Consider the following 23,888-nt stretch of genomic DNA (forward strand, 5'->3'; position numbering starts at 1 on the left):
TTTTTCATTCTACCGTTAAATATAGGTAACTTTCAATTTTAAATGCTTTTCATGCAAGGGGGAAATGAACTTTTTCGTTTTTGCAGGAAAATAATGTATAGATTGGGAGGTTCATCACATACTTTATAAGGTGGAAAAAAACAGAATTCTTTTTAAAAAATTTATGCTTCATACTTGCAAAAGATTTTTAGATTCATTATTATAATAATTGTGTTAGCACTCATCATTACCGAGTGCTAATAATGACCCGAATAACATATATTTGAGGAGGTTGTTTGTATGTTAAAACCACTAGGTGATCGCATTGTCATCGAACTAGTTGAAACAGAAGAAAAAACTGCAAGCGGTATTGTATTACCGGACACAGCTAAGGAAAAGCCTTCGGAAGGAAAAGTAGTTGCTGTTGGTACAGGCCGTGTACTTGACAACGGCGAACGTGTAGCACTTGAAGTTTCTGTAGGCGATCGCATTATCTTCTCAAAATACGCTGGAACTGAGGTTAAATACCAAGGTACCGAATACTTAATTTTACGTGAAACTGACATTCTTGCGATTGTTGGCTAAAAAAATCACGTCTCTTAAATAAACAAGCTTTTATATCATATGAGGAGGTTATTTTACAATGGCTAAAGAGATTAAATTTAGTGAAGACGCTCGCCGCGCGATGCTTCGCGGTGTTGATACTCTAGCAAATGCAGTAAAAGTCACTCTTGGACCTAAAGGACGCAACGTGGTTCTTGAGAAAAAATTTGGTTCACCATTAATCACGAACGACGGTGTGACGATTGCAAAAGAAATCGAATTAGAAGATGCATTCGAAAACATGGGTGCAAAACTAGTTGCTGAAGTAGCAAGCAAAACAAACGATGTTGCCGGTGACGGTACAACAACTGCTACTGTTCTTGCTCAAGCGATGATCCGCGAAGGCTTAAAGAACGTAACAGCTGGTGCGAACCCAATGGGCATCCGCAAAGGGATTGAAAAAGCTGTGCTTACTGCTGTTGAAGAGCTAAAAGCTATTTCAAAACCAATCGAAGGAAAATCTTCTATCGCTCAAGTTGCTGCGATCTCTTCTGCTGACGACGAAGTTGGCCAATTGATTGCTGAGGCAATGGAGCGTGTTGGTAACGACGGCGTTATCACAATTGAAGAGTCTAAAGGCTTCACAACTGAACTAGATGTTGTAGAAGGTATGCAATTCGACCGTGGATATGTTTCAGCTTACATGGTAACCAACACAGAAAAAATGGAAGCTGTTCTAGAAAATCCATATATCCTAATCACTGACAAGAAGATTTCTAGCATTCAAGAAATCCTTCCATTATTAGAGCAAGTGGTTCAACAAGGTAAGCCATTATTGCTTGTTGCTGAAGATATTGAAGGGGAAGCTCTTTCTACATTAGTAGTCAACAAGCTTCGTGGAACTTTCAATGCTGTTGCTGTTAAAGCTCCTGGCTTTGGTGACCGTCGTAAAGCTATGCTTGAAGATATCGCTGTCCTAACTGGCGGTGAAGTAATTACTGAAGAGCTTGGCCGTGACCTTAAATCTGCAACGGTTGCTTCTTTAGGCCGTGCTGCTAAAGTTGTGGTTACAAAAGAAAACACTACAATCGTAGAGGGCGCTGGCGCTACTGAAGATATCCAAGGCCGCGTTAACCAAATCCGTGCTCAATTAGAAGAAACAACTTCTGAATTTGACCGTGAAAAATTACAAGAGCGCTTAGCTAAATTAGCTGGCGGTGTAGCAGTCATCAAAGTTGGTGCTGCAACTGAAACAGAATTAAAAGAACGCAAACTTCGCATTGAAGATGCTCTTAACTCAACTCGTGCCGCAGTTGAAGAAGGAATCGTATCCGGCGGTGGCGTTGCGCTTCTAAACGTATACAATAAAGTAGCTGGTATTCAAGCTGAAGGTGATGTTCAAACAGGTATTAACATCGTTCTTCGTGCCATCGAATCTCCAGTTCGCACCATTGCTGAGAACGCAGGTCTTGAAGGATCTGTTATCGTTGAGCGCTTAAAACGTGAAGAAGTTGGCACTGGATTCAATGCTGCTACTGGCGAGTGGGTAAACATGATCGAAGCTGGTATCGTTGACCCAACTAAGGTAACTCGTTCAGCTCTTCAAAATGCTGCATCTGTTGCTGCTATGTTCTTAACAACTGAAGCAGTTGTAGCTGACCTGCCTGAAAAGAATGCTCCTGCAATGCCTGACATGGGCGGCATGGGTGGAATGGGCGGCATGATGTAATAGGGGTTTTAAAACCTTGTTATATCAACGTCTAAAATAATAATATGCTTTTCTTGTCCTCGGATTTGTCCTCGTTTTTAAAAAAAGCAGGGCAACCTATGACTAAAAAGCTAACTAAAGGAGAAGGTCTTTCATCAGTTTGCTAAACTGTTGGGAGGCCTTTTCTTCCATATTGGCGGTCATATGAGCATAGATGTTCATTGTCGTATTAATATCTGTATGTCCAAGCCTCTGTTGTATTTCTTTAATGCCGACTCCAGCTTCAATCAATAATGAAGTGTGGGTATGTCTAAATGAGTGTGGAGTAATGTTCTTTACTATCTCTGCTTTTTTCAGAAGTCTTTTAAGCCGGGTCTCAACAACTTTTCTTAATTGTGGATGCCCATCCTCTCGAGCAAAAATAAACTCGTTGTCTTGATATATAGGTCTATTTTTTAATTTCATTTCATTTTGTTTAAGCCGATGCTTCTTTAACATGCTGATAAGCATTTCATCAATCTTGATTGTACGGACAGAGCCTTTTGTTTTTGGCGTTAAAAGCTGATATTTTTCAAAATGATTGGTAGGGTTATAAAGAGTTTTAGTAACTCGGATAGTACCTTGCTTTTCGTTAAAATCCCCCCATTTTAAGGCCAATAATTCACCTATTCGTAATCCAGTATAGGATAGTACCGTGAAGACAAGATGATCCATTTCAAGCCCGTCTGTATGGGCTAATTTAAGAAAATGGGCAAGCTCTTCTTTTTCAAGAAAAACAATTTTCTCTTCTGCCTTCTCCAGTTCTTCAACACTTTGCTGCTTTTTAGGCATTTTTAAATCCTCAGTAGGATTAATTTTTATCAGTCCTTGAGTTAATGCTTTCCGAAAAATCATTCTTCCGCAAGCATGAATACCATCCATATAATTTTGGCTGTATTTTTCGTTTAATTCCAGAATCCTTTCTTCATACATTTTCTTAGTAATGCGGCTGATTGGATAAGGTCCCCAAACAGAGGTAAAATGCTTCATTTCTTTTTCTCGAGCTCTCACACTGCTTATCTTCACACCACTGTGACTATACGTTTTTAACCAATCCTGGGCGAATTGTTCAAAAGGCATATCGGATTCTTTGGTAAAAGTGCCATTTTGAATTTCTAATTCAACTAGGCGTGCTGCTGCCTTTGCTTCTCGTTGTGTTTTAAAGCCACCTTTAGATATCTCCTTGCGTTTTTTTGTAAGTGGATCCAGCCCTAAATAAATATGATAACTCCATGTTTTCCCTCGTTGCCTGAATTTTGCCATGTTAGCTTAGCTCCTTTTTCATTTTTCAATGTAAATTTCAAAAAGTTCATTTAGGGATTTACTAATTTCATCCTTTTCTCTTTGAGCTATTCTTAAAAGTTCATATTTTTCCGATGGTGAAAATCCACCTTTTTTATTTCCCATGCCAAAGCCGTTTTTTGCTTTAAGGATAGAATTAAAGATTTTCTGTAAATAATCTAGCTCTTTATTTTCTTGATTTCCGATGGCATGATCACACGTTAGAAAAAATAATATATCATGTATTTTTAATATTTGTTCTCTTAAACCAGGTTCAGTTTTACTAAGCATTTGATTAAAGTCTTCAGTGTACCGAATAACCTGGTATTCTTCAAAGTTAACAATGTCATCCCCTCTTGTAAGGTAATCCATTGAAACCCCAAAATATTTGGCTATTTTTAAAACTAAACCAAAATCAGGGCTTCGATCCCCACGTTCATAATTACCTAGAGTTGTAAAAGGAATCCCCAATTCAGAAGCTAATTCCCTTAAAGTCATGTTTCTCCTTTTCCTTAGTTCCCTGATCCGTTCTCCAATCATAATACATTCCTCCTATTGAGTAATTACACTTTAATATTACACAGTTTGGGTACGATTTTCAACTTGAATTACTCAAAATGGGTTGTTATTATTAATTTGTACTCAAATCGAGTAATTAGTGGAGGTGTGATTATGGAGTGTACACTACAAGTTAAGCATGAACAGTACCTAAATATTGATGGAGCAAAAGTAAAAATTGCACGGGTTGAAAAAGACTGGACAATATCAAAACTTGCCGAAAAGTCAGGCGTAACAAGAAAAACCATTGGAGAAATTGAAAGAGGAAATAAAAAAAGAATACGTCCTTCTACAATTCAACAAATTGCTATTACTCTTGATAAGCAAGTCGCATATTTTTGTACCAGAATTGAAAAAAGGAAAGAAGGGGTGGGATTGGATGAACTTTAAAGTAGATTTACCAAAGGGTGAGGTGGAAACATGCTTGAAATAAGGCTGGATGACGAAGAGTTAAAGGCCTTGTATTTGGCTGAGGTACAGAAGCGATTAGACAAAATCGAACTTCAATCAATGTTAATGGATACAAAGCAATTGTGTAAGATGCTCTCGTTATCATGGCCCACAATAGAAAAACTATTCCTTAGTGATCCAAACTTTCCATCAATACGAATAGGGAAGAAGTGGGTATTTAACCGAAAACAGGTCCAGGACTACATTGACCTATGGTCTATTGAAAAGAAGAAAAATGTGTAGGTGAGGTGATAATGCAGGGATGGATTAAGTTACATCGTCAAATTCAAGACCATTGGTTATATAAAGAGAAAAGAATTTTCTCAAAGTATGAGGCTTGGATTGACCTATTGATGATGGCTAGCCATAAAGATACTAAGTTTATTCACGGTAATGAATTGATTGAATTAGAAAGAGGAAGCTTTGTTACATCTGAATTAAAACTAATGGACCGTTGGAAATGGGGAAAGTCAAAATTAAGAGGTTTTTTAGAAATTCTCGAAAAAGACGGAATGATTGTTAAAAAATCAGACCACAAAAAAACCATGATAACCATATGTAAATACAGTGTTTATCACGATTCGGAAACAAAAAACAGACCAAAAGTAGACTACGAGCAGACCGTTGGCAGACCGTTGGCAGACACAATCAAGAATGTTAAGAACGATAAAAAAGATATAAATACTTCTTGTCGTAAGTCAAAAACTTACGATGAAGAGAGTGTTCCTTTTCAGTTATCATTAAGGCTTTTACATAACATCAGGAAAAACAACGAGGCATTTAAAGAGCCTGACCTTCAAAAGTGGTCAAATGATATCCGATTGATGATGGAAAGAGACAATAGAACTGAAGATCAAATTAAATATTTAATCGATTGGTGTCAGCTGGATTCTTTCTGGAAAACTAATATCCTTTCTCCAGCAAAATTAAGAAAACAATATGATCAATTGGTAGCAAAGATTAAATCAGCAAATGATAAGAAAAAGAAAAGTCCCCACGATATTCCAACAAAACGTCCGGAACATTGGCCGGAAAGAAAACCCTTAACAAAAGAAGAATTACGTAAAATTGAAGAATTAGAGGCGGAAATGCCTTTTTAGGAGGTTGGCTTGATGCAAGCTATTAAGCGTTTTATGAAAATCGAGGATGTTTATAAAGATGCTGTTAAAAAAATAGTTCCGACATTAGCTGAACGAGACGATTTCGAAACGGAATACCAATATAAATTGCCATGTCCTAGTTGTGGGGACGAAACTGCAAGTGGGTTATTTTATCGAATGATAAATCAAGATGATTGGTATGCAGTTGGCAAAACGATGAAATGCTCAGTTTGTAGGGATAAGGAAGCTTTCAATATTTATCAAAGTAATAGCTTAGAAGAATTAAGAACATTAATTGGTGAAAGGCTTACGAACGAGTATTTTCTCCTTCCGGAGGATTTAATGGCTGCTGGGTTTAAGAATTTCGAGAAAACTAACGATGTTACTTCGAAGGCAAAAGAAACGGCAATGACATATACAAAAATGTTTTTGGCAGGTGAACTTTACAACTTGCTAATTATGGGAAATCCCGGAACAGGAAAAAGTCATCTATGTGCTGCAATTGCAAGGACTATAAAAGAAGTGAAAGAAAAAGGCTTTTCCGTAGGTTTTTTAACTACAGGTCAGTTGCTATCAATGTTTAAGACAACCTACAGAAAAGGAGCTTCTAAATCTGAAGAGGATATTTTTAGGGATATTAAAAGATTAGATCTTCTAGTCCTGGATGATATGTGCTCAGAGGCAATCGGGGGAAATGACGATTGGAGAAAGGGAATGTTATTTCAAATTGTAGAGGGTCGGTCTGGGAAACCGACAATCTACACAAGCAATTTGACGGATACAGACTTACCATTTGCAGTGGGAGATCGTGTCTTTAGCCGTCTTTATAATAATACAAAATTTATAGATTTATTCATAGAAAATTATGATTATAGAAAAAAACTCCAGGGTCATTAAATGGATTTTCTAAGGGGAAATGTACAGAGTAATTGATATAGAATGTAAGGTAAATCAGCCCACATACACGCCATTTTTTCCCTTTAGGACTGCTAGAAACTTACAGAGAGCCCAAAGACAATTCTCAAGGGCTCCTGTAGGTTCCTAACATTTATCCTTTTCCTATGGATTACACTTAAAAAATGAAAAACAAAATCTCGCTTAGAAGGGCCGGAGAGAATTAATATTCCGGAAAAAAAGGACTTATTTTTACAATGATGAAACATAAATCGGATTTTTTATCACGTTTTGTAAACTTAAAATTGGCGAAACCCTTGATGTACTGGAATATTTCTAGTTTACAAGAAAAGGAGCCAAAGTATGAATAAACATTTTACTAAAGACATTAGGATTAACAAGCCTCAAGACATTAGAAGGATGTTAGCAAAGGTGATTAATATTTTGCTGAAAGATGGAGAAATGACAATAGACAAAGCCAAAACTATAGCAACCTTATCGAATACAGCTTTAAAATCAATGGAATTAGGAGATTTAGCGGAAAGGATGAGCAAGATTGAGAAAATGGTTGATAACCAGGAATAGTAATGAATTATTGAAAGGACCGATTTTAAATGAGTTTAAAATCTCGGCTGAAATATCTTGAGCGAAATATAAAGCCAAAGGGAAAAGACCTTGTTCAAGAGTGGCAAGATAGGGTTAAAAGGCATGATGAAATGGAAAGCCTTTCTCCTGCTATTGAAGAAGGTAATTTGCAAGCTTGCATTCGCTACTGCCAGTTGTGTGAGGAAAGTGTCGTTGACAGGACATTTGCTTACCGGAATGTTTTTATTAAAGTTGCTGCAATGAACGGAGGTTATGAACCGAGATATGAGGAAGAAACAGAGATTGATGTTTGGTATCACAATCTAAAGGCGACATATAAATATCTGAACGAGAAAGTAAAGGTTCCGCATACACAGGAACCTGAATTAAAAATCTGGAACTCCTAAAGTGTAATGGTTCCAAATAAATATAGTTGAAAGATGAGCTACCGGGAGTTGGGTGTAGTCGGTTTATATACATACCAGCCTAATGTGGGCCCAGCTATCAAGGAGCTCATTTTGGATATTTGGAGTGTATGTGATTATCAGGAATAAGGAGCAATTTTGTGCTCCTTTTTTAATGCAATCAAATTCTTTAAGGGCATATTCTATAATTAATACTTGCAGTGAATCGGTTTTGGTAAAGAAAGAGGATTTGAATTACTTGAGATTGAGTACATTAAAGACCAAACAAGATGGGACCCTGCTGTATTAGGAGGGAGTAATTTACTAGGTAAAATGACATAAAAAAAGATTAGTATTTCAAGTGAATCCGTTCCTACCTATCTTCCAATCGTGTAATATAAGTACTAAGAAATCTCTAATAAAACAATCATGAGCTTTCTCTCCCAACCCAGGCATGAAAATTAATTCCTCCTGTCCATAATGTTAGTGACACAAACAGTATTTAAGGATGTGCCTTTTTATGGTGGCGTTAGACCCTGTAAATAAAACTGTTTGAGTGAATTTGGTGTTCAACCCTTTGTTAGCTTCTTCCTTACGGAAGGATGACTACGGACAGAAAAATGCTTATTTTACAAATTCACTCACTGTTTGTGATCTTAATAGACAGGAGTTTTTCTATGGAAGTGTTTATCGAACGATGTGCTGGATTAGATGTCCATGCGGAGACAATTGTAGCTTGTGTAATTTCCGGGAGTAGAGAAGACGACTTGCTTAAGGTAACGGAAACTTTCCCTACTCTTACAAAAGATCTTTATCGTTTATTACAGTGGCTTGAACATCATGGAGTCACTCATATTGCGATGGAAAGTACCGGTGTTTATTGGAAACCCGTATTTAACATCTTGGAAGATTACTTTGATATTACACTCGCTAATGCACAACGAATTAAAAATGTCCCTGGTCGGAAAACCGATGTTTCTGATGCAGAATGGATTGCAAAATTATTAAGACATGGGCTGATTGAAAAAAGCTTTGTTCCACCTGTTGATATTCGGGAACTTCGTGATTTAACACGACTTCGTAAGAAGTGGATAGGCCACTTAACATCGGAGAAGAACCGGATTCAAAAGGTATTAGTGTGTTCAAATGTTAAACTCAGTTCAGTCATTTCCGATGTTTTTGGCGTATCAGGGAGGAAACTTCTCAAAAAGTTAATTGAACAAGGATATGTAGATGAATCTGACGTTGAAAATAGCATACATGGAAAAATGGCTGGAAAGAAGCAGAAAATTACTGATTCACTTTTTGGTACTTTAAACGAACATCAAATTTTTCTTATTAGACAGTCTTGGCAACACATCATATATTTGGAATCGCTAATCTCTGAAATTGAAGAACGTGTGGATAACCTTTTGAAAAACTATCAAGAAGAATTGAGCTTACTACTCACAATTCCAGGTATTAAAAAAGACACAGCGGCGATCATCATTGCGGAAATTGGAGTGGATATGGGACAGTTTCCTACCTCTCAGCATTTAGCCTCATGGGCTGGAGTATCACCAGGAAATCATGAAAGTGCTGGGAAACGAAAAAGTACAAGGACCACAAAAGGAAATCCTCACATTAAGTCAGCGATGTGTGAAGCCGCCTGGGCTGTATCAAGATGTCGAAATCGATGGTTAGCAGCAAAATATTGGTCAATAGCAGCAAGAAGAGGAAAGAAAAAAGCACTCGTTGCCATATCGCATCGAATGCTTCGAATTATCTACTCCATGCTTATAAACAAGGAGCCTTTTAAAGAAAAGCAAATTAGTTAGTATAACCAAAATTCAATAAGCTTAAACAGAGTTGCCCTCCCACAGGTCCCTCTGCTTTCTTACTGGCTTTTTTAGGTTACTTTTAGGATTTCCAACCTCGATCTAATGCATACCTAAAGGCCAAGGTTAATTTATTTTCACAGAAAAGAGGTGAATAAATGAATATTATTGAGCGGTTAAATGAAGAAATACAGTCCATTCGAAGACAAAGGTATCAATATTTACTTATAAAATATAAACAAAGTAGTGGAAATGATTTACATAAGGAAATTGAATAGATGGACTTTCCATCTATTAACGTTAATAAGGAACTGGCTTTAAGTTTAAAGGATGTTCCAGTACTAAGACGCCAACGTATTGTTAAGGATGAACTGCAAAAACTTATAAATGACTATGACAATCATGTTATTTTTTTAAGTCGAATACATTATCTATTTGATGAAGAATTAAAAAAAATCCAATCGGCTTATTCGAATATATCAGTGGTAATAAGGTAATTCTAATTGATTGGCCGGGCGAAGTAACTAAGGGATCTATAAGATATGGAACACCTGATCATCCAGAGTACTTTGATGCAGATGGATTTGAAGATCATATTATCAATTTTAAAGGGAGAGATCATTATGCAATATCGTAATTTGATCCAATTTGATCCGGTCGAAACAATTGTCCAGTTGAAAGATCTACAAATACCCGAAAGGCCTTTGAATTAGTTGATACATATGTAATCTCTGACCGCATGGCAGATGTGATTAACGACACAATTATTGAGCAATTACAATTTGAACGGCCTACTGATAATAAAGGATTACTTGTTGTTGGGAACTATGGAACAGATAAATCACATTTAATGAGTGTTATTTCTGCGATTGCTGAACTTGAGAATTCTGTTGAAAGGGTTAATTACCCACAAGTAGCAAAAAAAGCAATTGAGATTGAAGGTTAAATGCTTTTATTTTATTGGGGTGGCCGAGAATCTGTGGTGAATTCTAAGGCTGCCGTCAAGATTAATTTCGAGATCCCTATAACAAAACAGCCTTGATCAAATATGGATTGCATGAAGAAACAGATGTCGAGGGAACCCAGGTTTGATTATAAGGTTTTAAAGGTAATTATGTTAAATGTATTTTTTATTGCCAACGCTTACAATCTCGGATATACTTAATTTAAAGTTAATATTTTGTGAAGAGGACTCGGAGACTCACTAAATTATTTTTTTCAAAAGATAATTTTAGTGTGTCTCCTTTTTTGTTTTCCTTTTCAATATTCTACTTTTTGGGGGAGGTGAGACATCTTAGAGCAGGAATACAGAACTGGTACACTTTTTATATTTTTTTGGTGTGCGGCTAGAACTAATACCTTATTAAGTTATAAAACAGGGGGATAATATGAAAAGATTAAAAAAGCCAATCGTATGGATTGCCATTTCGTTAGTGTTGATATTGGCAGGCAGCATTTTCGCCAGTTTATTTAACAACTCGTATGGAAAAACCGACGTGTCACGCATCCATTTTAAAACTCCAAGCGGGGAACTTTCGGGATTATTGTATAAACCAGAAGGAGCGGATAAAGAACCAAGACCGACAATCATAACTACGCATGGATACCTTAATTCTGCGGAAATGCAGGATGCCCAGGCTATAGAAATGTCAAAAAGAGGATATGTTGTCTTAGCATTAGATCAGTATGACCATGGACATTCAACAGGGAAAATGAAAAAACCCGTTCCGTTCTTTTCATTTTGGCCGACTTCCATGTATGATGCTGTCCAATATATGTATGAGCAGGACTTTGTGTTAAAAGATAAAGCAGGGAACGGCATTATTGGGGTTTCAGGACACTCTATGGGTGGATTTTCTTCAACCAATGCGGTCGTACTTGATGAAAAGGAATTCCAAAAAAGCGGCATCAGAAAAATCTACAGTTCACTAACAATGGGCTCTGATTATTTATGGCTCCATGCGCTCAAAAATACAGATGAAGATATCAATAATTCTTACGGACCTAGAACGTCCGGAAAAGTAGCTGCGCAATACGATGAATTCTTCTTTGATGCAGCAGCGGAAGCTACTGGGAAAACTGTAGTGAAGAAGAATTACGTCGGCACTCCAGAAGGCAGCGGGTTCTTGGGAAATCCCAAAAATCCACAGGCGGGACAATTTTATGATGTGAATGGTGGAAAAAGAATCGTATATCAACCTGCTGAAACTCATCCTTGGAACCACTTCTCTAAAGAAGCGACCTCCGATGCGATTGATTTTTATAATACGGCCTTTTCTGATTATAGTGATCTTGTATCCGTCGATAAATCGGGACAAACATGGATGTACAAGGAGTTCTTTGAGTTTATTGCTCTGATTGGATTCTTCCTGTTGTTTATTCCACTGATTATGTTGATTTCGAAATTACCGTTCTTTAATAAGATTTATACAAAGAAACCGGAACCATTATCCGTACCAACAACAAACGGGGCAAAGGCGGCAAACTATTTAATCGTCCTATTTGGTGCATTGTTCCCGGCACTATTCTTTTCATCCTTATATGGCGGCAATGCAAATGAGGCCTTTTTTGGGATGAGATTATTAAGGCAAGTTAGTATCATTTTGATGGTTATATCAGCAATTGTCATGATTATCTCTTTTGTAAAGAAATCAGATAAAACGATTAAAACGTGCTCTGCGATTATGCTCGTGTTAAGTGCGGTTCAATATATCTATCTTAAATATCAGGCAGAACTTATTGCGACAACACCGTTCTTTGGATCACCGACAACAAATCCAGTTGTCTATTGGGCCATTAATGTCGCCATCGTTACCCTTATGCTAATGGTCTGCTATCATTACGTTACCAAGAAGCCGGAAGGGGCAACGATTGCCAATTACGGTGTTAAGGTAAATGTACTGGCAGCTATTGCGGCGATCGCCAATGCCATTGTGGCTGTTGTGATTGGGTTTGCGATTCTGTTTATCATCGATGCCGTATTCAAGACCGACTTCCGTTTATGGACATTTGCAGTAAAAACATTTGAGGGTAAACATGTAATCGCATTGCTAAAATATGCACCACTGTTCTTCATTTACTACTTTATCAGCGGCATTTCTACCAATATGAACACAAGCGGCAAGAAATTTGATGGAATCAAAGGTTATATTATTTCGATTCTTCTATACGTAGGAGGCTTAATCCTGTACCTAGGCTATCAATATGGTTTGTTGTTTGTAACAGGAACCGCCGGATACCCTGAACAGGCTCTTTCATCCATCATTGTAATTGCCCTGGTACCTGTACTTATGATCGCGGCTATTTTCAATCGCTTCTTATATCGTTTGACAGGAAATGTTTATGTCGGGGCTGTCCTTAATACATTGTTATTCACAATGATTACAGTAGCTAATTCAACCCTGTATACAATATTTTAATACCATGTCTTAAGTACCAAATAAAGAATACCTTTCGAATGAAAACGTTGAAATAGAATTCAAAAAGGATTATAATTAGAATAACAAGTTAATAATTATGTTTAACTTAGAATCTTGTAACTTTTTTAAAATTCTAGTGTTTTGCTGAGGAGATACGGGGACAGCGGTAGAAAGGAGACCATCACTTCTTTTTATCTGCTGTCTTTTTTGTATTCTTAGTTAGGAAGATGACAAAATTGTTACCGAGGAAAGGGTTGCCGGTATAAATGGACCAGAAAATATTGCCTGCTTCGGCAAACATGAAAGAATTCGAGCTATTTTTGCAAAGTCCTTATGAAATTGGCGTATTTTTGGAAATGCATGTTGCCCAATTAAAAAATATCAGTCAAATGGCAAAGCAGTTCGGGAAGAAAATGATTTACCATGTCGATTTAATTCGTGGAATTAAAAGCGATGAATACGCAACCGAATATATTTGTCAGGAATTCAAACCATTTGGACTCATTTCCACAAAAGCAAATGTGATTCAAAAAGCGAAACAAAAAGGGGTTTTCGCCATCCAAAGAGTTTTTTTGATTGATAGTCACGCCTTGGAAAAAAGTTATAAATTAATCGAAAAAACGAGGCCTGATTTTATTGAAGTACTCCCGGGCGCCATGCCATGGATGATTACGGAAGTGATAGAACGGGTGAATATACCGATTTTTGCAGGAGGACTAATCCGGACTGTGGAAGAAGTGCAAGCCGCGCTAGATGCGGGGGCAAAAGGAATCACCACCTCAAAGCGGGAATTGTGGGACTTTTTCGCCAACCATCGTTAATCTATTTGAATATATCTGACAAGGGGAAGGGTTTATAATGGACAAATACATTCTGGCATTGGACCAGGGCACGACGAGTTCTCGTGCGATTCTGTTTAATAAACGGGGTGAAATCGCTTTTAGTGCCCAAAAGGAATTTACGCAGTATTATCCAAAACCAGGCTGGGTTGAGCAGAATGCCAATGAAATCTGGGGCTCGATTCTATCCGTCATTGCCGAAGTCTTATCTGAATCCGGCATCAGACCAGAACAAATTGCCGGAATCGGAATCACCAACCAGCGGGAAACAACAGTGGTTTGGGACAAGGAAAATGGCCAGCCGGTCTATAATGCCATCGTTTGGCAATCGCGACAAACAACCGAAATTTGTGAAGACCTGAAGGCAAAGGGCTATCATGATTTATTCCGTGAAAAAACAGGATTGCTAATTGATGCTTATTTTTCAGGCACCAAAGTAAAATGGATTCTCGAAAATGTGGCCGGAGCACGTGAAAAAGCAGACCAGGGTAAATTGTTGTTTGGCACGATTGACACTTGGTTAATTTGGAAGCTTTCCGGCGGGCGTTCCCACGTAACTGATTATTCTAACGCTTCCAGAACTCTGATGTTCAATATTTACGAATTGAAGTGGGATGAAGAATTGTTAGCTATACTTGGTGTGCCAAAATCAATGCTGCCTGAAGTTCGCCCATCATCGGAAATTTATGCGAATACGGTAGATTACCATTTCTTCGGCAAAGAGGTTCCGATTTCTGGCGTGGCCGGGGACCAGCAGGCAGCCTTGTTTGGCCAGGCTTGTTTTGAACAAGGAATGGCGAAAAATACCTATGGTACTGGCTGTTTTATGTTAATGAATACCGGAGAGAAAGCCGTCCAATCGGATCATGGATTATTAACAACCATTGCCTGGGGGCTTAATGGAAAAGTGGAATATGCGCTCGAAGGAAGCATATTTGTAGCCGGTTCTGCGATTCAATGGCTTCGCGACGGGCTACGAATGTTCAAGGACGCAAAAGATAGCGAGGAGTATGCTTTTCAGGTCGAATCAACGGAAGGCGTTTATGTGGTGCCGGCATTTGTCGGCTTGGGAACCCCGTACTGGGACAGCGATGTACGCGGTGCTGTATTCGGACTGACACGGGGGACAACGAAAGAACACTTTATCAGGGCAACCCTTGAATCACTCGCCTATCAAGCAAAGGATGTCCTGTCTGCAATGGAGGCGGATTCCGGAATCAAGCTTAAAACCCTGCGCGTCGATGGCGGTGCGGTCAAGAATAATTTCTTAATGGATTTTCAAAGTGATATCCTGGGCGTTCCAGTTGAAAGACCAGTGATCAACGAGACAACCGCATTGGGTGCGGCCTATTTGGCGGGGCTTGCCGTCGGTTACTGGGAAGACCAAGAGGAAATTTCCAAGCAATGGGCAGTGGAAAGGCAATTTAGACCGAAAATGCCAAAGGAAAACCGCGAGCAACTATACGGTGGCTGGCAAAAGGCAGTGAAGGCGGCAATCACCTTTAAATAATCATATATCCACTAGCGGGTTATTTGTGATATAATAAAATCAAGTTAATAATTGTCAGGAGAAACTGGAGAGACCACAAACATTATCAGTAGCGGTAATGTCTTTTGTGGTCTCTTTTTTATTTTTCCTAATAACCAGAAGCATACTATAGTAGGCTTATACAATCGGGAGGAAGCAGCAATGAACTTTTCAAATTTAAATCGCAATGAAATTGTCAATAAGCTAAAAAGCGTTCAATATGACCTTTTAATCATCGGCGGCGGCATTACCGGGGCGGGGATTGCACTTGATGCCGAGACGCGGGGAATGAAAACGGCGCTTGTTGAGATGCAGGATTTTGCCGCAGGCACCTCCAGCCGCTCGACAAAGCTTGTTCATGGCGGGCTCCGTTACCTGAAGCAATTTGAGATTAAAATGGTGGCTGAAGTTGGGAAGGAACGAGCGATTGTGTATGAAAACGGCCCGCATGTAACCACTCCAGAGTGGATGCTATTGCCGATGCATAAGGGCGGGACGTTCGGCAAGTTTTCAACATCCATCGGCCTGCGGGTCTATGACTTTCTTGCTGGTGTCAGAAAATCCGAGCGAAGGACGATGCTGTCTGCCGAAGAAACGTTAGCGAAAGAACCGCTTATTAAAAAAGCTGGACTTAAGGGCGGAGGCTATTATGTAGAGTACCGGACGGATGATGCCAGATTAACGATCGAAGTGATGAAGGCGGCTGTCGATAAAGGAGCTGCAGCCCTTAATTATTCAAAGGTCACTCAGCTTATATACGAACATGGAAAAGTTGTCGGAGCCGCCATACAAGATCAATTAACGGGTGAAGAATATGAAATCCGGGCCAAAAAAATCGTGAATGCAACAGGCCCATGGGTCGATAAAATTCGTGAAATGGACCATTCCAAGAGGGGGAAAACACTCCAGCTCTCAAAAGGGATTCACCTTGTTATTGATCAGTCCCGATTCCCATTAAAACAGGCAATTTATTTTGATACACCTGATGGGCGGATGGTGTTTGCGATTCCACGGGATGGGAAGGCCTATGTGGGGACAACAGATACCTTCTATAATGAGGATGCCGTTAACCCCAATATGACAGTAAGCGACCGCGATTATATAATCAATGCGATTAACTATATGTTCCCTGACGTCAAGATTAGTGAACAGGATATCGAATCCAGCTGGGCCGGCGTTCGTCCGCTCATTTACGAAGAAGGGAAGAACGCCTCGGAAATTTCCCGGAAGGATGAAATTTGGGTATCGGATTCGGGACTAATCACCATCGCAGGCGGGAAATTAACTGGCTATCGAAAAATGGCAGAAACAATCACGAATCTTTTAGCTGAAAAATTTCTTTCAGAGGAAGGAAAAAGTTATCCGGCCAGCCAAACGAGAAACATGCCGATTTCCGGTGGGGATGTAGGTGGCTCAGGAAATTTTGATGCCTATGTTTTAGAACATATGATGCAGGGGCTGGAGATGGGGCTGTCCAAAGAAGAAGCCGAAAAGCTGACAAGGACATATGGCTCCAATATCGGTCGAGTATTCGAATTATTGGTTTCAAATAAGGATGATGCATTCAAGTATCAGCTACCGCTCGATTTATTTGCCCGACTCGTCTATGCGGTTGAACTAGAAATGGTGGCCACCCCGATTGATTTCTTGAATCGGCGGACAGGGGATATTTTGTTCAATATTCAATCCGTACAAAAATGGAAGAACCAAGTCATTGCTTACATGTGTGATCGTTTTAATTGGACTGAGGAAGATTTAAACAACTATACTTTGACCGTAGAGGAAGCCTTGAAAGCTTGTATTGTCCCTGTTGATGAGCAAGTGTAACCTCATGATGCACACAACTACACGTAATGGTGTAAAATTATTTTTCAAAGTATTTTCTTAGTGACATGGCACGGATACAAAATAAAAAGGAATAGCAAAAACCCTTAGAACGAATTAAAATAAATAAACTCACCAGCACCCATGAGGTGCCACAAACACTCCGCACATGTGGATTGTGTAACTGCGGTTTAAAAGCGATGCAAACAGAATTTGCACAACTTATGTTTTAAGAGACATCAAGTTAATTGCTAATCATTGACGGCTAACATGCTAACATTTTGCTAACGAGTCCAATAAAACGAAGTAAATTAGGGTTAAAGATATTACGCTTGATGCCTGAGGAATGTTGATTCGACGGGACTTTCTTCTACCGTCGTTAAAAATGTTACAGCTTAAAACCATATGGGAGTCTGTCTAACAATTAATTGTAACTATTCGAGTGGAAGTATCACCTGAGAACTTACCTAAGCATAAAAGGCTAGTTTATGATCGATTATGTGATGTAGAATGTCAAAAGTGTGAGAAAATTGAATATTCGCAGCCATATGATTTCGGTAAGTCTGTTAATCCTGTTAGAAATATTGCCAGGTGATATCTGTAGAAGTAAGTTGAAGAAGGATTGTAAAGAGGAAAAAGCCCGACTCAATTGAGACGGGATGAATACATTATTACATCTGAATGTGTCCTCTTTTGTCCTCCGGTTTGTCCTCCGATGTTTTATATTGCATTTTAAACCTTTAAGTGAATTTTTTATAAAATGTTGATTAAGACCCTTTTTTATACACAATTTCTTTCTATTATATATGAAAATGAATGGGCGGCATGATGTAATCATCCATTAATATGACAATCCTTGATTGGATTGTTCTATTGATACTCATGTTTTAAAGGAAAATTATTTTAGAGGTATTTCAGTAAGTTAACTGACTTATTGGAATACCTCTTTTTAATTTTTATCAATGTGAGTATATACATGCAAGGTAGTAAAGTATGGAAGTGGTTAAACATTGTTCATCAATTGAAATGATCATTTAGTTTCTTCTTAGTCATAGAATATCTTCATTATAATAGGAGGCAAAAACTAATAAATAGGGATGTTCTCGTTAATATTGTGGTGTTACTAGGATAAGGCGGATACCCATGTATATCCTGTATCGTATGCATATCAAATTGCATTAAGGCAAAAAATGTGTTTGGTATAGGTATTTCATAACTAGGTGGAGGCGTCTGCCCGTGCTTATCCCTATAATTAGAAGTCATTTAGGTCTAATCGAAATATAAGCAACCTATTTTGCAGGCAATTGAACGACCAATTGCCAACAAAATTCTATAAAGTATAATATGAGGATAGAAAAATACAGCAAAAGGAAGAACTCTTGATTATTTTTAAACAAAGTCACCAGTCCCTTTTATAGTTTAAGTTAAATAGTAAGTCGAATTTCTTAACAGGAGGGGAAAGATGAAAATTTATGTGGATGCAGATGCTTGTCCGGTGAAAGATATTATTATTGCGGAAGCAAGGGATGTTGAAATTCCAGTAATCCTTGTTACAAGCTTTTCTCATTTTTCTAATGCAGAACAGCCATCAGGAGTGAAAACCATTTATGTTGATTCTGGAGCAGATGCTGCAGATTATCGGATTGTGAAGTTAGTGGAAAAAGGAGATATTATTGTGACGCAAGATTATGGTCTAGCGTCACTAGGTTTAGCAAAAGGAGTTATCGTACTCCACCATAAAGGATTTAGATATACAAATGAAAATATTGACCAATTATTACAAACACGTTATTTAAGTGCAATGGCTAGAAAAAGCGGACAGCGAACAAAGGGACCAAAGCCTTTTACCAGAAGACCGGGAGCAATTTAGGGATCTTTTTAAACAGGTTATTTCTCGTGAAAAGTAAAGCTAAACTCAGAGATTCAGAAAGGAGATAAATATTTTGAAGTACTTAAAATCGCAAATGCAACAACTAATTAAGGAAAATAAAGAACTGCATACACGCTTTAAAGAACTGAAGGCTGAGCATGGTCTTGAGAAAACAATGCCCTCAAGGCCTTGTACCATTCAGAAGTTGCGGATGGAGGAAAGTATCAGGTAGCTTACCAAGCACTTGATCAGCCCAAAAAGTAGACTCTTATATCTTATTTATACTTACAAAAAATACTGTTATAAACTCTGTATGGTTATAAGTGGATTAAGGTAGTGACCAAAATATAAAGTAGGTTGCTACGTAGTACAAGGATACGATTCAATAGAAAATGGAATTTAAAACCTCTTGACGTTTCTATATGGTAAATTCGTTAATAGCAGTTGTAAATTTCGTGGTCGTAACCTGGCTAACAAATTGCTAACATTTTGCTAACGCAATCCAGTAAAAAAGAATGAAACCTCATTAAAAATGTTACAGACTGGATCTAACAGAACATTGATATAATGCACTCTACGCACACCAGGTTAAAGATATTTCACTCTCACCTAAGGGCGGCATGATGTAATACTTTTGAGCCTAACATCTGCACGCAAAATGGGAAATGGTTACGGCTATTTTCCCCCATTTTGTGAAGTGGTCATGTAGTTAATCCATATCAATACCAAAACCACTTCCTATAAAACTTAGGGAGTGGTTTTGGTGTTGATAAAATTTGCGTATCAAGGCTTTTTGAATGACAGGCATTTCAATAACACAACCAAAACGAATTAAAAATTATGAAATGCTTTTAGTTAAGTTTGTGGATTATTTCATTGAGAACTAAATAGTAAATGTTGAGGACATAACATATAGCCATGCTTGGCGGCATCTTTTAAATTGCCAATGACAAACTAATAAGAATTCGTATATTTTCAAATTACAAGGTCGAATGTGAAGTTATCAAAAAAAGTAAGACAAAAGATGATGTATAAATTGATGTTTTCATTGATGAACAAATAAGGCAAATGTTGAAGTTGTATTGAAGAATTAGGCAGCGAGGAAAAAGCAATATAGCATATCGTGATTACATGATAATTATAGCCATTCTTGGAAAAGGGAAAAGAAGAGTTGAGTTCATCATTCTTCAATGGTCTGCTTTTGATTTTGTGAATAAATCAGTATCAGTGCTCAGGAAGAGGAGGGGAGGATCGAGTGAGGAACGAACGAGTGACGGGCTGATAAGACCAAAGGCATTTAAAAAGAAAAGAGTTGTTGGACCAAGCCTGTCACTTCGCTACGCTCCGTTCCTCCTCGGCAGTTGCTCGTTCTTCGCTACGTTCAGAACGGCAACTATCATAATCAATTTGGAATTCTGTACTATGCCTATAGAATGACTAAGTCACAGAGGGATAAACCTAGGTGGACATTTTTATGTATTGGAGCGGTTGATTGATAGTGAGTAGAATGCAGAAGGTCATTATACAAGATTAATAAAACTTTTATGTGCCTTCACATATAGTTCAAAAAATAAACAATTTCAGTTCGTTATTGTTGATATTTGTAATTTCATGGAAGTATGTGGGATAATATTACAATGAGTCAACTGGATAAAATTTAACCCATAAGAAGATGTAAGTTATATTAATATACATAAATTTTTGCACCGACTAATGCTGAAAATGTTAAACTTAATGCGTATAGTAGTTAGGAAAGTGTGATTAATGTGAATTATATGTACCTGAACAGATTCTTTAGCAAAAAATATTTAATGACGGCTTTGTTTACTGATGTATTCAATACAGAAGAATTCAATGAAGAAATCAAGAAAAATTATAATATATTGACCAAAGATTATAGGAATGAATTTTTCTTTAAAAGTACTCTGTTCAATAAGTTAGTGTTGGGAAAGTACAGTTTAACAACTACTTCCGCTTTTAGTGAGGTTGTTGTTGGGAAGTCAAAGGCGGATTTTGTATTAATAAATCGGAATAAAGGAATGGTTTATGAGATTAAAACCGACCTAGATAACCTTGATAGATTAGTTTATCAGCTGGGTGATTACTCAAGTGCATTTAGTGAAGTGTATGTTGTAACTTCTGAAAAGAATTACTACCCAGTATACAAAGTTATAAAAGAATCAAATCCATCAGTAGGAATAATAGTTTTGACAAACGATGTTACCTTAAGTGTTAGGAAAAAAGCAATTGAAAATTATAGCAATCTGAATCATGAGATTTTATTTAAGTTATTAAGAAAAAAAGAATATGAGCAAATTCTATTATTAAAATTTGAATGTTTACCAGACGTAAAGCCAGTACAATATTTTAAAACATCTCTTCAATGGTTCAAAACTATTAACATTAAGGAAGCGCAGAGGCTGGTATTTAATCAATTGAGAAAAAGAATTGATATTGAGGGTATTGAGATATTAAAAGGTTTACCAATGCCTATTAGATGGCTCGTATATACGAGTAACTTTAAATATAAAGAACTGCAAGAGATATCTGATAAATTGAGTTTACACTAGGGGGAGAGGAAATGTATTTTCCGATTATTAGAGGAAGACAATATGATTTACTAGCTCTTAGGGAATTACAGGTTAAGGGGCTTTTAAGTGAGAGAATAATTCCAATTATTGAGCCCATAAAATTAAGCTCCACTTTAATGTCTACTGTCAAAGTGTTTGAAGACAATCACCGAAAATTAATAATAGTATCGAACCCAAGAGTTGGGTCGTTTACGGGTGAATTGACGTTTCCAAGTGTTTATAGTCAATTTAAAGAGCTAATGAATAATGATTCAGTTATTATTGGACATTATTTAAATAGGGATTCAGAAAATCAAATCAAGCAATTGCAACAAGAGTTTAATGTAAAGCTAGAGGAATTAGCAATTATTCATTCTGAGAGAAACCTTGTACCTTTGTATAGAGAAATTTTTAATTCTTCAAAAGCACATCTTAATGTTATTCCATCTGATAATTCTTTTAGAAGACAATTAAGTGGTCAGGAGTTAGCAGGTTTAGATGATAAATTTAATAAACTTCCTAGAAACGAAGACTATTTGGAACAAGTAAATGAGTTTTTTTCAGAGGAACATCTTTTTTTCAAGGATGAAGGATACATTGGATTTTCAGATTTTTCTGTAGTCGGAGAGGAATATAACGAAAGCGGTTTTGCTCCGTATGCAGTAGCAATTCATATTGTTTATCCAAATCCAGAAAATGCTCTAGAGATTATGCATTTTGTTTCGGATTCTAATAGTGATACAAGTGACCCCGCAGGAAAATTTTCAGAGGCCTTAAAAAAGTTGGTAGAGTGGTATCAACAATTCATATCAGATGAAAGAATGAACACTTTGGCTATGCAATGCTTTGTGCAGCACTATGAAGAAGGAACATACCCCGGGTTACCAACTCTAAAGAAATTATCTATCATGCACCATTTAGAATTAATCGGTAAGTTGCTAGACTAAGAGGTGGAATAAATGAATTGCTGCGTCAAATGTTTCATGTCATCAGAGATAAAAAGTATAATAAAAAGTTTGGGTAACCTTGGGGATTGTAGCTTTTGTGGTAGTAACAATGTTCATGTTTATGACCTTCATAACGATAATGGATTAGACGATTTGTTTAACGATATTTTAAGCATATTTAAATTAGGTACAGATTTGATTGTTGACGGTTTTTCACAATACAAATTAATTAGTATAAAAGATGAGTTCGAAAAAAAGTGGAACATTTTTAACAACTTTGATGGAAGTAAAATTCATCTATTTCTAAATTCACTCCTTGAGCGAAATCACCAAGATAAACTTCACTTTTTGAATAACCAAGTTGGAATAATAGAATGGATGAATGATAGTTATCTCGAGAAGAAGTCAGTATTAAAAGGATATTCTTGGGAAGAATTTGTGAATTACATTAAACATGAAAATAGATTTCACTCGAACCACGTAAATTATGAAGTGTTAAAGGATTATTTAGAGAGACTAACAACTATCGTTGAGGAAGATACTTTTTTCAGAGCAAGAATTTCCAATAATAAAGAGTTGGATAAAGAAGAGATGGGAGCGCCTCCTCCATTATTTGCAACAGCGGGAAGAGCGAACTCAGAGGGGATTAGCCATCTGTATTTAGCAAGTGATACGGGAACAGTAATAAGTGAAATTCGCCCTAGCCTCAGTGATACTGTTTATATAGGAAGGTTCCCAATTAGACAAGAACTGAAGGTAGTTGATTTTAGATTACTGAAAAACTTAGATGTCTTTAGATTCACTGACCCAACAATGTATGCAATAAACTTAGATATCTTTAATGAAATGGCAAAGGCAATCTCAAAGCCAGTTCGTAGCGGCGACAGTAAATTGGATTATTTGCCTACGCAATTTATTGTAGATTACATTAAAAGCCTTAATGAAACTGAATCCGCGGGGTATCAAGGTATAGTCTTTGAGAGTACATTGAGTACGAGTGGTTATAATTTAATGGTATTTGACCCTAATCTATTAAGTTGTACAAAAGTAGAAAAAAGAATAATCCAAACCTTGAACTATACGTCCGTTCAATGTGTTTAATAATTTTGAGTCACCAAAACAAATCCATTCGTAGGGTTATAGTAACCACTCTTATATACACAAGGGCCGGGCAAAATTTTCTCTTGCAATGCCTGACATGGGCGGCATAATCTAATAAAGTCGTTTCACCCCTTGTTAAGATAAGGGCAAATGGCTAACATAGATGATTTTAAAAGAGGCTTCTCAAAAGTACACCAAACTTTTGAGAGGCTTCTTTTTTCATATCTTCCGTAACATGGAGATTCTACTTGAGGCATGCAATAACTACACTTTACATTGAGTACCGTTTCTTAGCAGATTTCATAGTACAAGCATAAGCGTAATATGACCAAGATGATTTGTTCAATCCTGACGTTTAGCTAAGGTCAGAATGACTAATGGAGAGATTCTTGTTGACCCAAGCAATACCATAGATTTCTTCATTAGAATACT

At 37.3% G+C, this 23,888-nt stretch carries 19 protein-coding genes and 2 pseudogenes; 19 read left to right on the top strand and 2 right to left on the bottom strand.

What is annotated here, in order from left to right; all coding sequences use genetic code 11:
* Positions 1–279 precede the first annotated feature (279 nt).
* Positions 280–564, top strand: a complete 285-nt coding sequence (groES, locus tag BN2425_RS02345; RefSeq protein ID WP_042454610.1) for a co-chaperone GroES — start codon at positions 280–282, stop codon at positions 562–564.
* Positions 565–622: 58 nt separating this feature from the next.
* Positions 623–2,251 carry a chaperonin GroEL gene (gene groL, locus BN2425_RS02350; RefSeq protein WP_042454612.1) on the top strand — a complete coding sequence of 543 codons (1,629 nt, stop codon included), beginning with the start codon at positions 623–625 and terminating at the stop codon, positions 2,249–2,251.
* A gap of 114 nt (positions 2,252–2,365) precedes the next feature.
* Here the strand turns inward: groL and BN2425_RS02355 are convergent, their stop codons facing one another.
* Positions 2,366–3,532, bottom strand: a complete 1,167-nt coding sequence (locus tag BN2425_RS02355) for a site-specific integrase (RefSeq protein ID WP_042454614.1) — start codon at positions 3,530–3,532, stop codon at positions 2,366–2,368.
* 18 nt (positions 3,533–3,550) lie between these two features.
* Positions 3,551–4,090: a helix-turn-helix domain-containing protein gene (locus BN2425_RS02360; RefSeq protein ID WP_052352752.1), complete on the bottom strand. Its 540-nt coding sequence runs from the start codon at positions 4,088–4,090 to the stop codon at positions 3,551–3,553.
* A gap of 132 nt (positions 4,091–4,222) precedes the next feature.
* Between BN2425_RS02360 and BN2425_RS02365 the strand changes: the two genes are divergently transcribed.
* From BN2425_RS02365 to BN2425_RS02455, 17 genes and pseudogenes are all read left to right on the top strand, one after another.
* Positions 4,223–4,498, top strand: a complete 276-nt coding sequence (locus BN2425_RS02365; protein ID WP_042454616.1) for a helix-turn-helix domain-containing protein — start codon at positions 4,223–4,225, stop codon at positions 4,496–4,498.
* A gap of 30 nt (positions 4,499–4,528) precedes the next feature.
* Positions 4,529–4,801: a MerR family transcriptional regulator gene (locus BN2425_RS02370; protein WP_042454618.1), complete on the top strand. Its 273-nt coding sequence runs from the start codon at positions 4,529–4,531 to the stop codon at positions 4,799–4,801.
* Between the two features lie 11 nt (positions 4,802–4,812).
* A complete protein-coding gene (locus tag BN2425_RS02375; protein ID WP_042454620.1) occupies positions 4,813–5,658 on the top strand; it encodes a hypothetical protein in 846 nt (281 codons plus the stop codon).
* Between the two features lie 12 nt (positions 5,659–5,670).
* Positions 5,671–6,555 carry an ATP-binding protein gene (locus BN2425_RS02380; protein ID WP_042454622.1) on the top strand — a complete coding sequence of 295 codons (885 nt, stop codon included), beginning with the start codon at positions 5,671–5,673 and terminating at the stop codon, positions 6,553–6,555.
* Positions 6,556–6,915: 360 nt separating this feature from the next.
* A complete protein-coding gene (locus BN2425_RS02385) occupies positions 6,916–7,137 on the top strand; it encodes a hypothetical protein (protein WP_042454624.1) in 222 nt (73 codons plus the stop codon).
* Positions 7,138–7,166: 29 nt separating this feature from the next.
* A complete protein-coding gene (locus BN2425_RS02390) occupies positions 7,167–7,544 on the top strand; it encodes a hypothetical protein (RefSeq protein ID WP_042454626.1) in 378 nt (125 codons plus the stop codon).
* A gap of 674 nt (positions 7,545–8,218) precedes the next feature.
* On the top strand, positions 8,219–9,358 hold the full coding sequence (locus BN2425_RS02395) for an IS110 family RNA-guided transposase (protein ID WP_042454628.1): 1,140 nt from the start codon (positions 8,219–8,221) through the stop codon (positions 9,356–9,358).
* 739 nt (positions 9,359–10,097) lie between these two features.
* A complete protein-coding gene (locus BN2425_RS02405) occupies positions 10,098–10,304 on the top strand; it encodes a DUF6079 family protein (RefSeq protein WP_042454631.1) in 207 nt (68 codons plus the stop codon).
* A 442-nt stretch (positions 10,305–10,746) separates the two neighbouring features.
* Entirely contained in the window at positions 10,747–12,777 is a 2,031-nt protein-coding gene (locus tag BN2425_RS02410) for an alpha/beta hydrolase family protein (RefSeq protein WP_042454632.1), read from the top strand.
* Between the two features lie 266 nt (positions 12,778–13,043).
* Positions 13,044–13,598, top strand: coding sequence for a glycerol-3-phosphate responsive antiterminator (locus BN2425_RS02415; protein ID WP_042454633.1), 555 nt, complete (start codon positions 13,044–13,046; stop codon positions 13,596–13,598).
* A 37-nt stretch (positions 13,599–13,635) separates the two neighbouring features.
* Positions 13,636–15,126, top strand: a complete 1,491-nt coding sequence (glpK, locus tag BN2425_RS02420; RefSeq protein ID WP_042454634.1) for a glycerol kinase GlpK — start codon at positions 13,636–13,638, stop codon at positions 15,124–15,126.
* 180 nt (positions 15,127–15,306) lie between these two features.
* Complete coding sequence (locus BN2425_RS02425; protein ID WP_042454635.1) at positions 15,307–16,971, top strand: glycerol-3-phosphate dehydrogenase/oxidase; 1,665 nt, start codon at positions 15,307–15,309, stop codon at positions 16,969–16,971.
* Positions 16,972–18,430: 1,459 nt separating this feature from the next.
* Positions 18,431–18,875: pseudogene (locus BN2425_RS02430) on the top strand (YaiI/YqxD family protein).
* Between the two features lie 36 nt (positions 18,876–18,911).
* A pseudogene (locus BN2425_RS02435) lies at positions 18,912–19,102 on the top strand (hypothetical protein).
* Positions 19,103–20,613: 1,511 nt separating this feature from the next.
* Positions 20,614–21,408, top strand: coding sequence for a sce7726 family protein (locus tag BN2425_RS02445; protein ID WP_154663449.1), 795 nt, complete (start codon positions 20,614–20,616; stop codon positions 21,406–21,408).
* Between the two features lie 11 nt (positions 21,409–21,419).
* Positions 21,420–22,355 carry a sce7725 family protein gene (locus BN2425_RS02450; RefSeq protein WP_042454639.1) on the top strand — a complete coding sequence of 312 codons (936 nt, stop codon included), beginning with the start codon at positions 21,420–21,422 and terminating at the stop codon, positions 22,353–22,355.
* A gap of 12 nt (positions 22,356–22,367) precedes the next feature.
* A complete protein-coding gene (locus tag BN2425_RS02455) occupies positions 22,368–23,456 on the top strand; it encodes an RES domain-containing protein (protein WP_042454641.1) in 1,089 nt (362 codons plus the stop codon).
* Positions 23,457–23,888 lie beyond the last annotated feature (432 nt).

This window comes from Neobacillus dielmonensis, assembly GCF_000612665.1.
Classification (GTDB): domain Bacteria; phylum Bacillota; class Bacilli; order Bacillales; family Cytobacillaceae; genus Neobacillus; species Neobacillus dielmonensis.

What these genes read in the sequence shown, in the direction of transcription:
- groES (WP_042454610.1), top strand. Translation starts at nt 280, where the DNA reads ATGTTAAAACCACTAGGTGATCGCATTGTCATCGAACTAGTTGAAACA.
- groL (WP_042454612.1), top strand. Translation starts at nt 623, where the DNA reads ATGGCTAAAGAGATTAAATTTAGTGAAGACGCTCGCCGCGCGATGCTT.
- BN2425_RS02355 (WP_042454614.1), bottom strand. Translation starts at nt 3,532, where the DNA reads ATGGCAAAATTCAGGCAACGAGGGAAAACATGGAGTTATCATATTTAT.
- BN2425_RS02360 (WP_052352752.1), bottom strand. Translation starts at nt 4,090, where the DNA reads ATGATTGGAGAACGGATCAGGGAACTAAGGAAAAGGAGAAACATGACT.
- BN2425_RS02365 (WP_042454616.1), top strand. Translation starts at nt 4,223, where the DNA reads ATGGAGTGTACACTACAAGTTAAGCATGAACAGTACCTAAATATTGAT.
- BN2425_RS02370 (WP_042454618.1), top strand. Translation starts at nt 4,529, where the DNA reads ATGCTTGAAATAAGGCTGGATGACGAAGAGTTAAAGGCCTTGTATTTG.
- BN2425_RS02375 (WP_042454620.1), top strand. Translation starts at nt 4,813, where the DNA reads ATGCAGGGATGGATTAAGTTACATCGTCAAATTCAAGACCATTGGTTA.
- BN2425_RS02380 (WP_042454622.1), top strand. Translation starts at nt 5,671, where the DNA reads ATGCAAGCTATTAAGCGTTTTATGAAAATCGAGGATGTTTATAAAGAT.
- BN2425_RS02385 (WP_042454624.1), top strand. Translation starts at nt 6,916, where the DNA reads ATGAATAAACATTTTACTAAAGACATTAGGATTAACAAGCCTCAAGAC.
- BN2425_RS02390 (WP_042454626.1), top strand. Translation starts at nt 7,167, where the DNA reads ATGAGTTTAAAATCTCGGCTGAAATATCTTGAGCGAAATATAAAGCCA.
- BN2425_RS02395 (WP_042454628.1), top strand. Translation starts at nt 8,219, where the DNA reads ATGGAAGTGTTTATCGAACGATGTGCTGGATTAGATGTCCATGCGGAG.
- BN2425_RS02405 (WP_042454631.1), top strand. Translation starts at nt 10,098, where the DNA reads ATGGCAGATGTGATTAACGACACAATTATTGAGCAATTACAATTTGAA.
- BN2425_RS02410 (WP_042454632.1), top strand. Translation starts at nt 10,747, where the DNA reads ATGAAAAGATTAAAAAAGCCAATCGTATGGATTGCCATTTCGTTAGTG.
- BN2425_RS02415 (WP_042454633.1), top strand. Translation starts at nt 13,044, where the DNA reads ATGGACCAGAAAATATTGCCTGCTTCGGCAAACATGAAAGAATTCGAG.
- glpK (WP_042454634.1), top strand. Translation starts at nt 13,636, where the DNA reads ATGGACAAATACATTCTGGCATTGGACCAGGGCACGACGAGTTCTCGT.
- BN2425_RS02425 (WP_042454635.1), top strand. Translation starts at nt 15,307, where the DNA reads ATGAACTTTTCAAATTTAAATCGCAATGAAATTGTCAATAAGCTAAAA.
- BN2425_RS02445 (WP_154663449.1), top strand. Translation starts at nt 20,614, where the DNA reads ATGTACCTGAACAGATTCTTTAGCAAAAAATATTTAATGACGGCTTTG.
- BN2425_RS02450 (WP_042454639.1), top strand. Translation starts at nt 21,420, where the DNA reads ATGTATTTTCCGATTATTAGAGGAAGACAATATGATTTACTAGCTCTT.
- BN2425_RS02455 (WP_042454641.1), top strand. Translation starts at nt 22,368, where the DNA reads ATGAATTGCTGCGTCAAATGTTTCATGTCATCAGAGATAAAAAGTATA.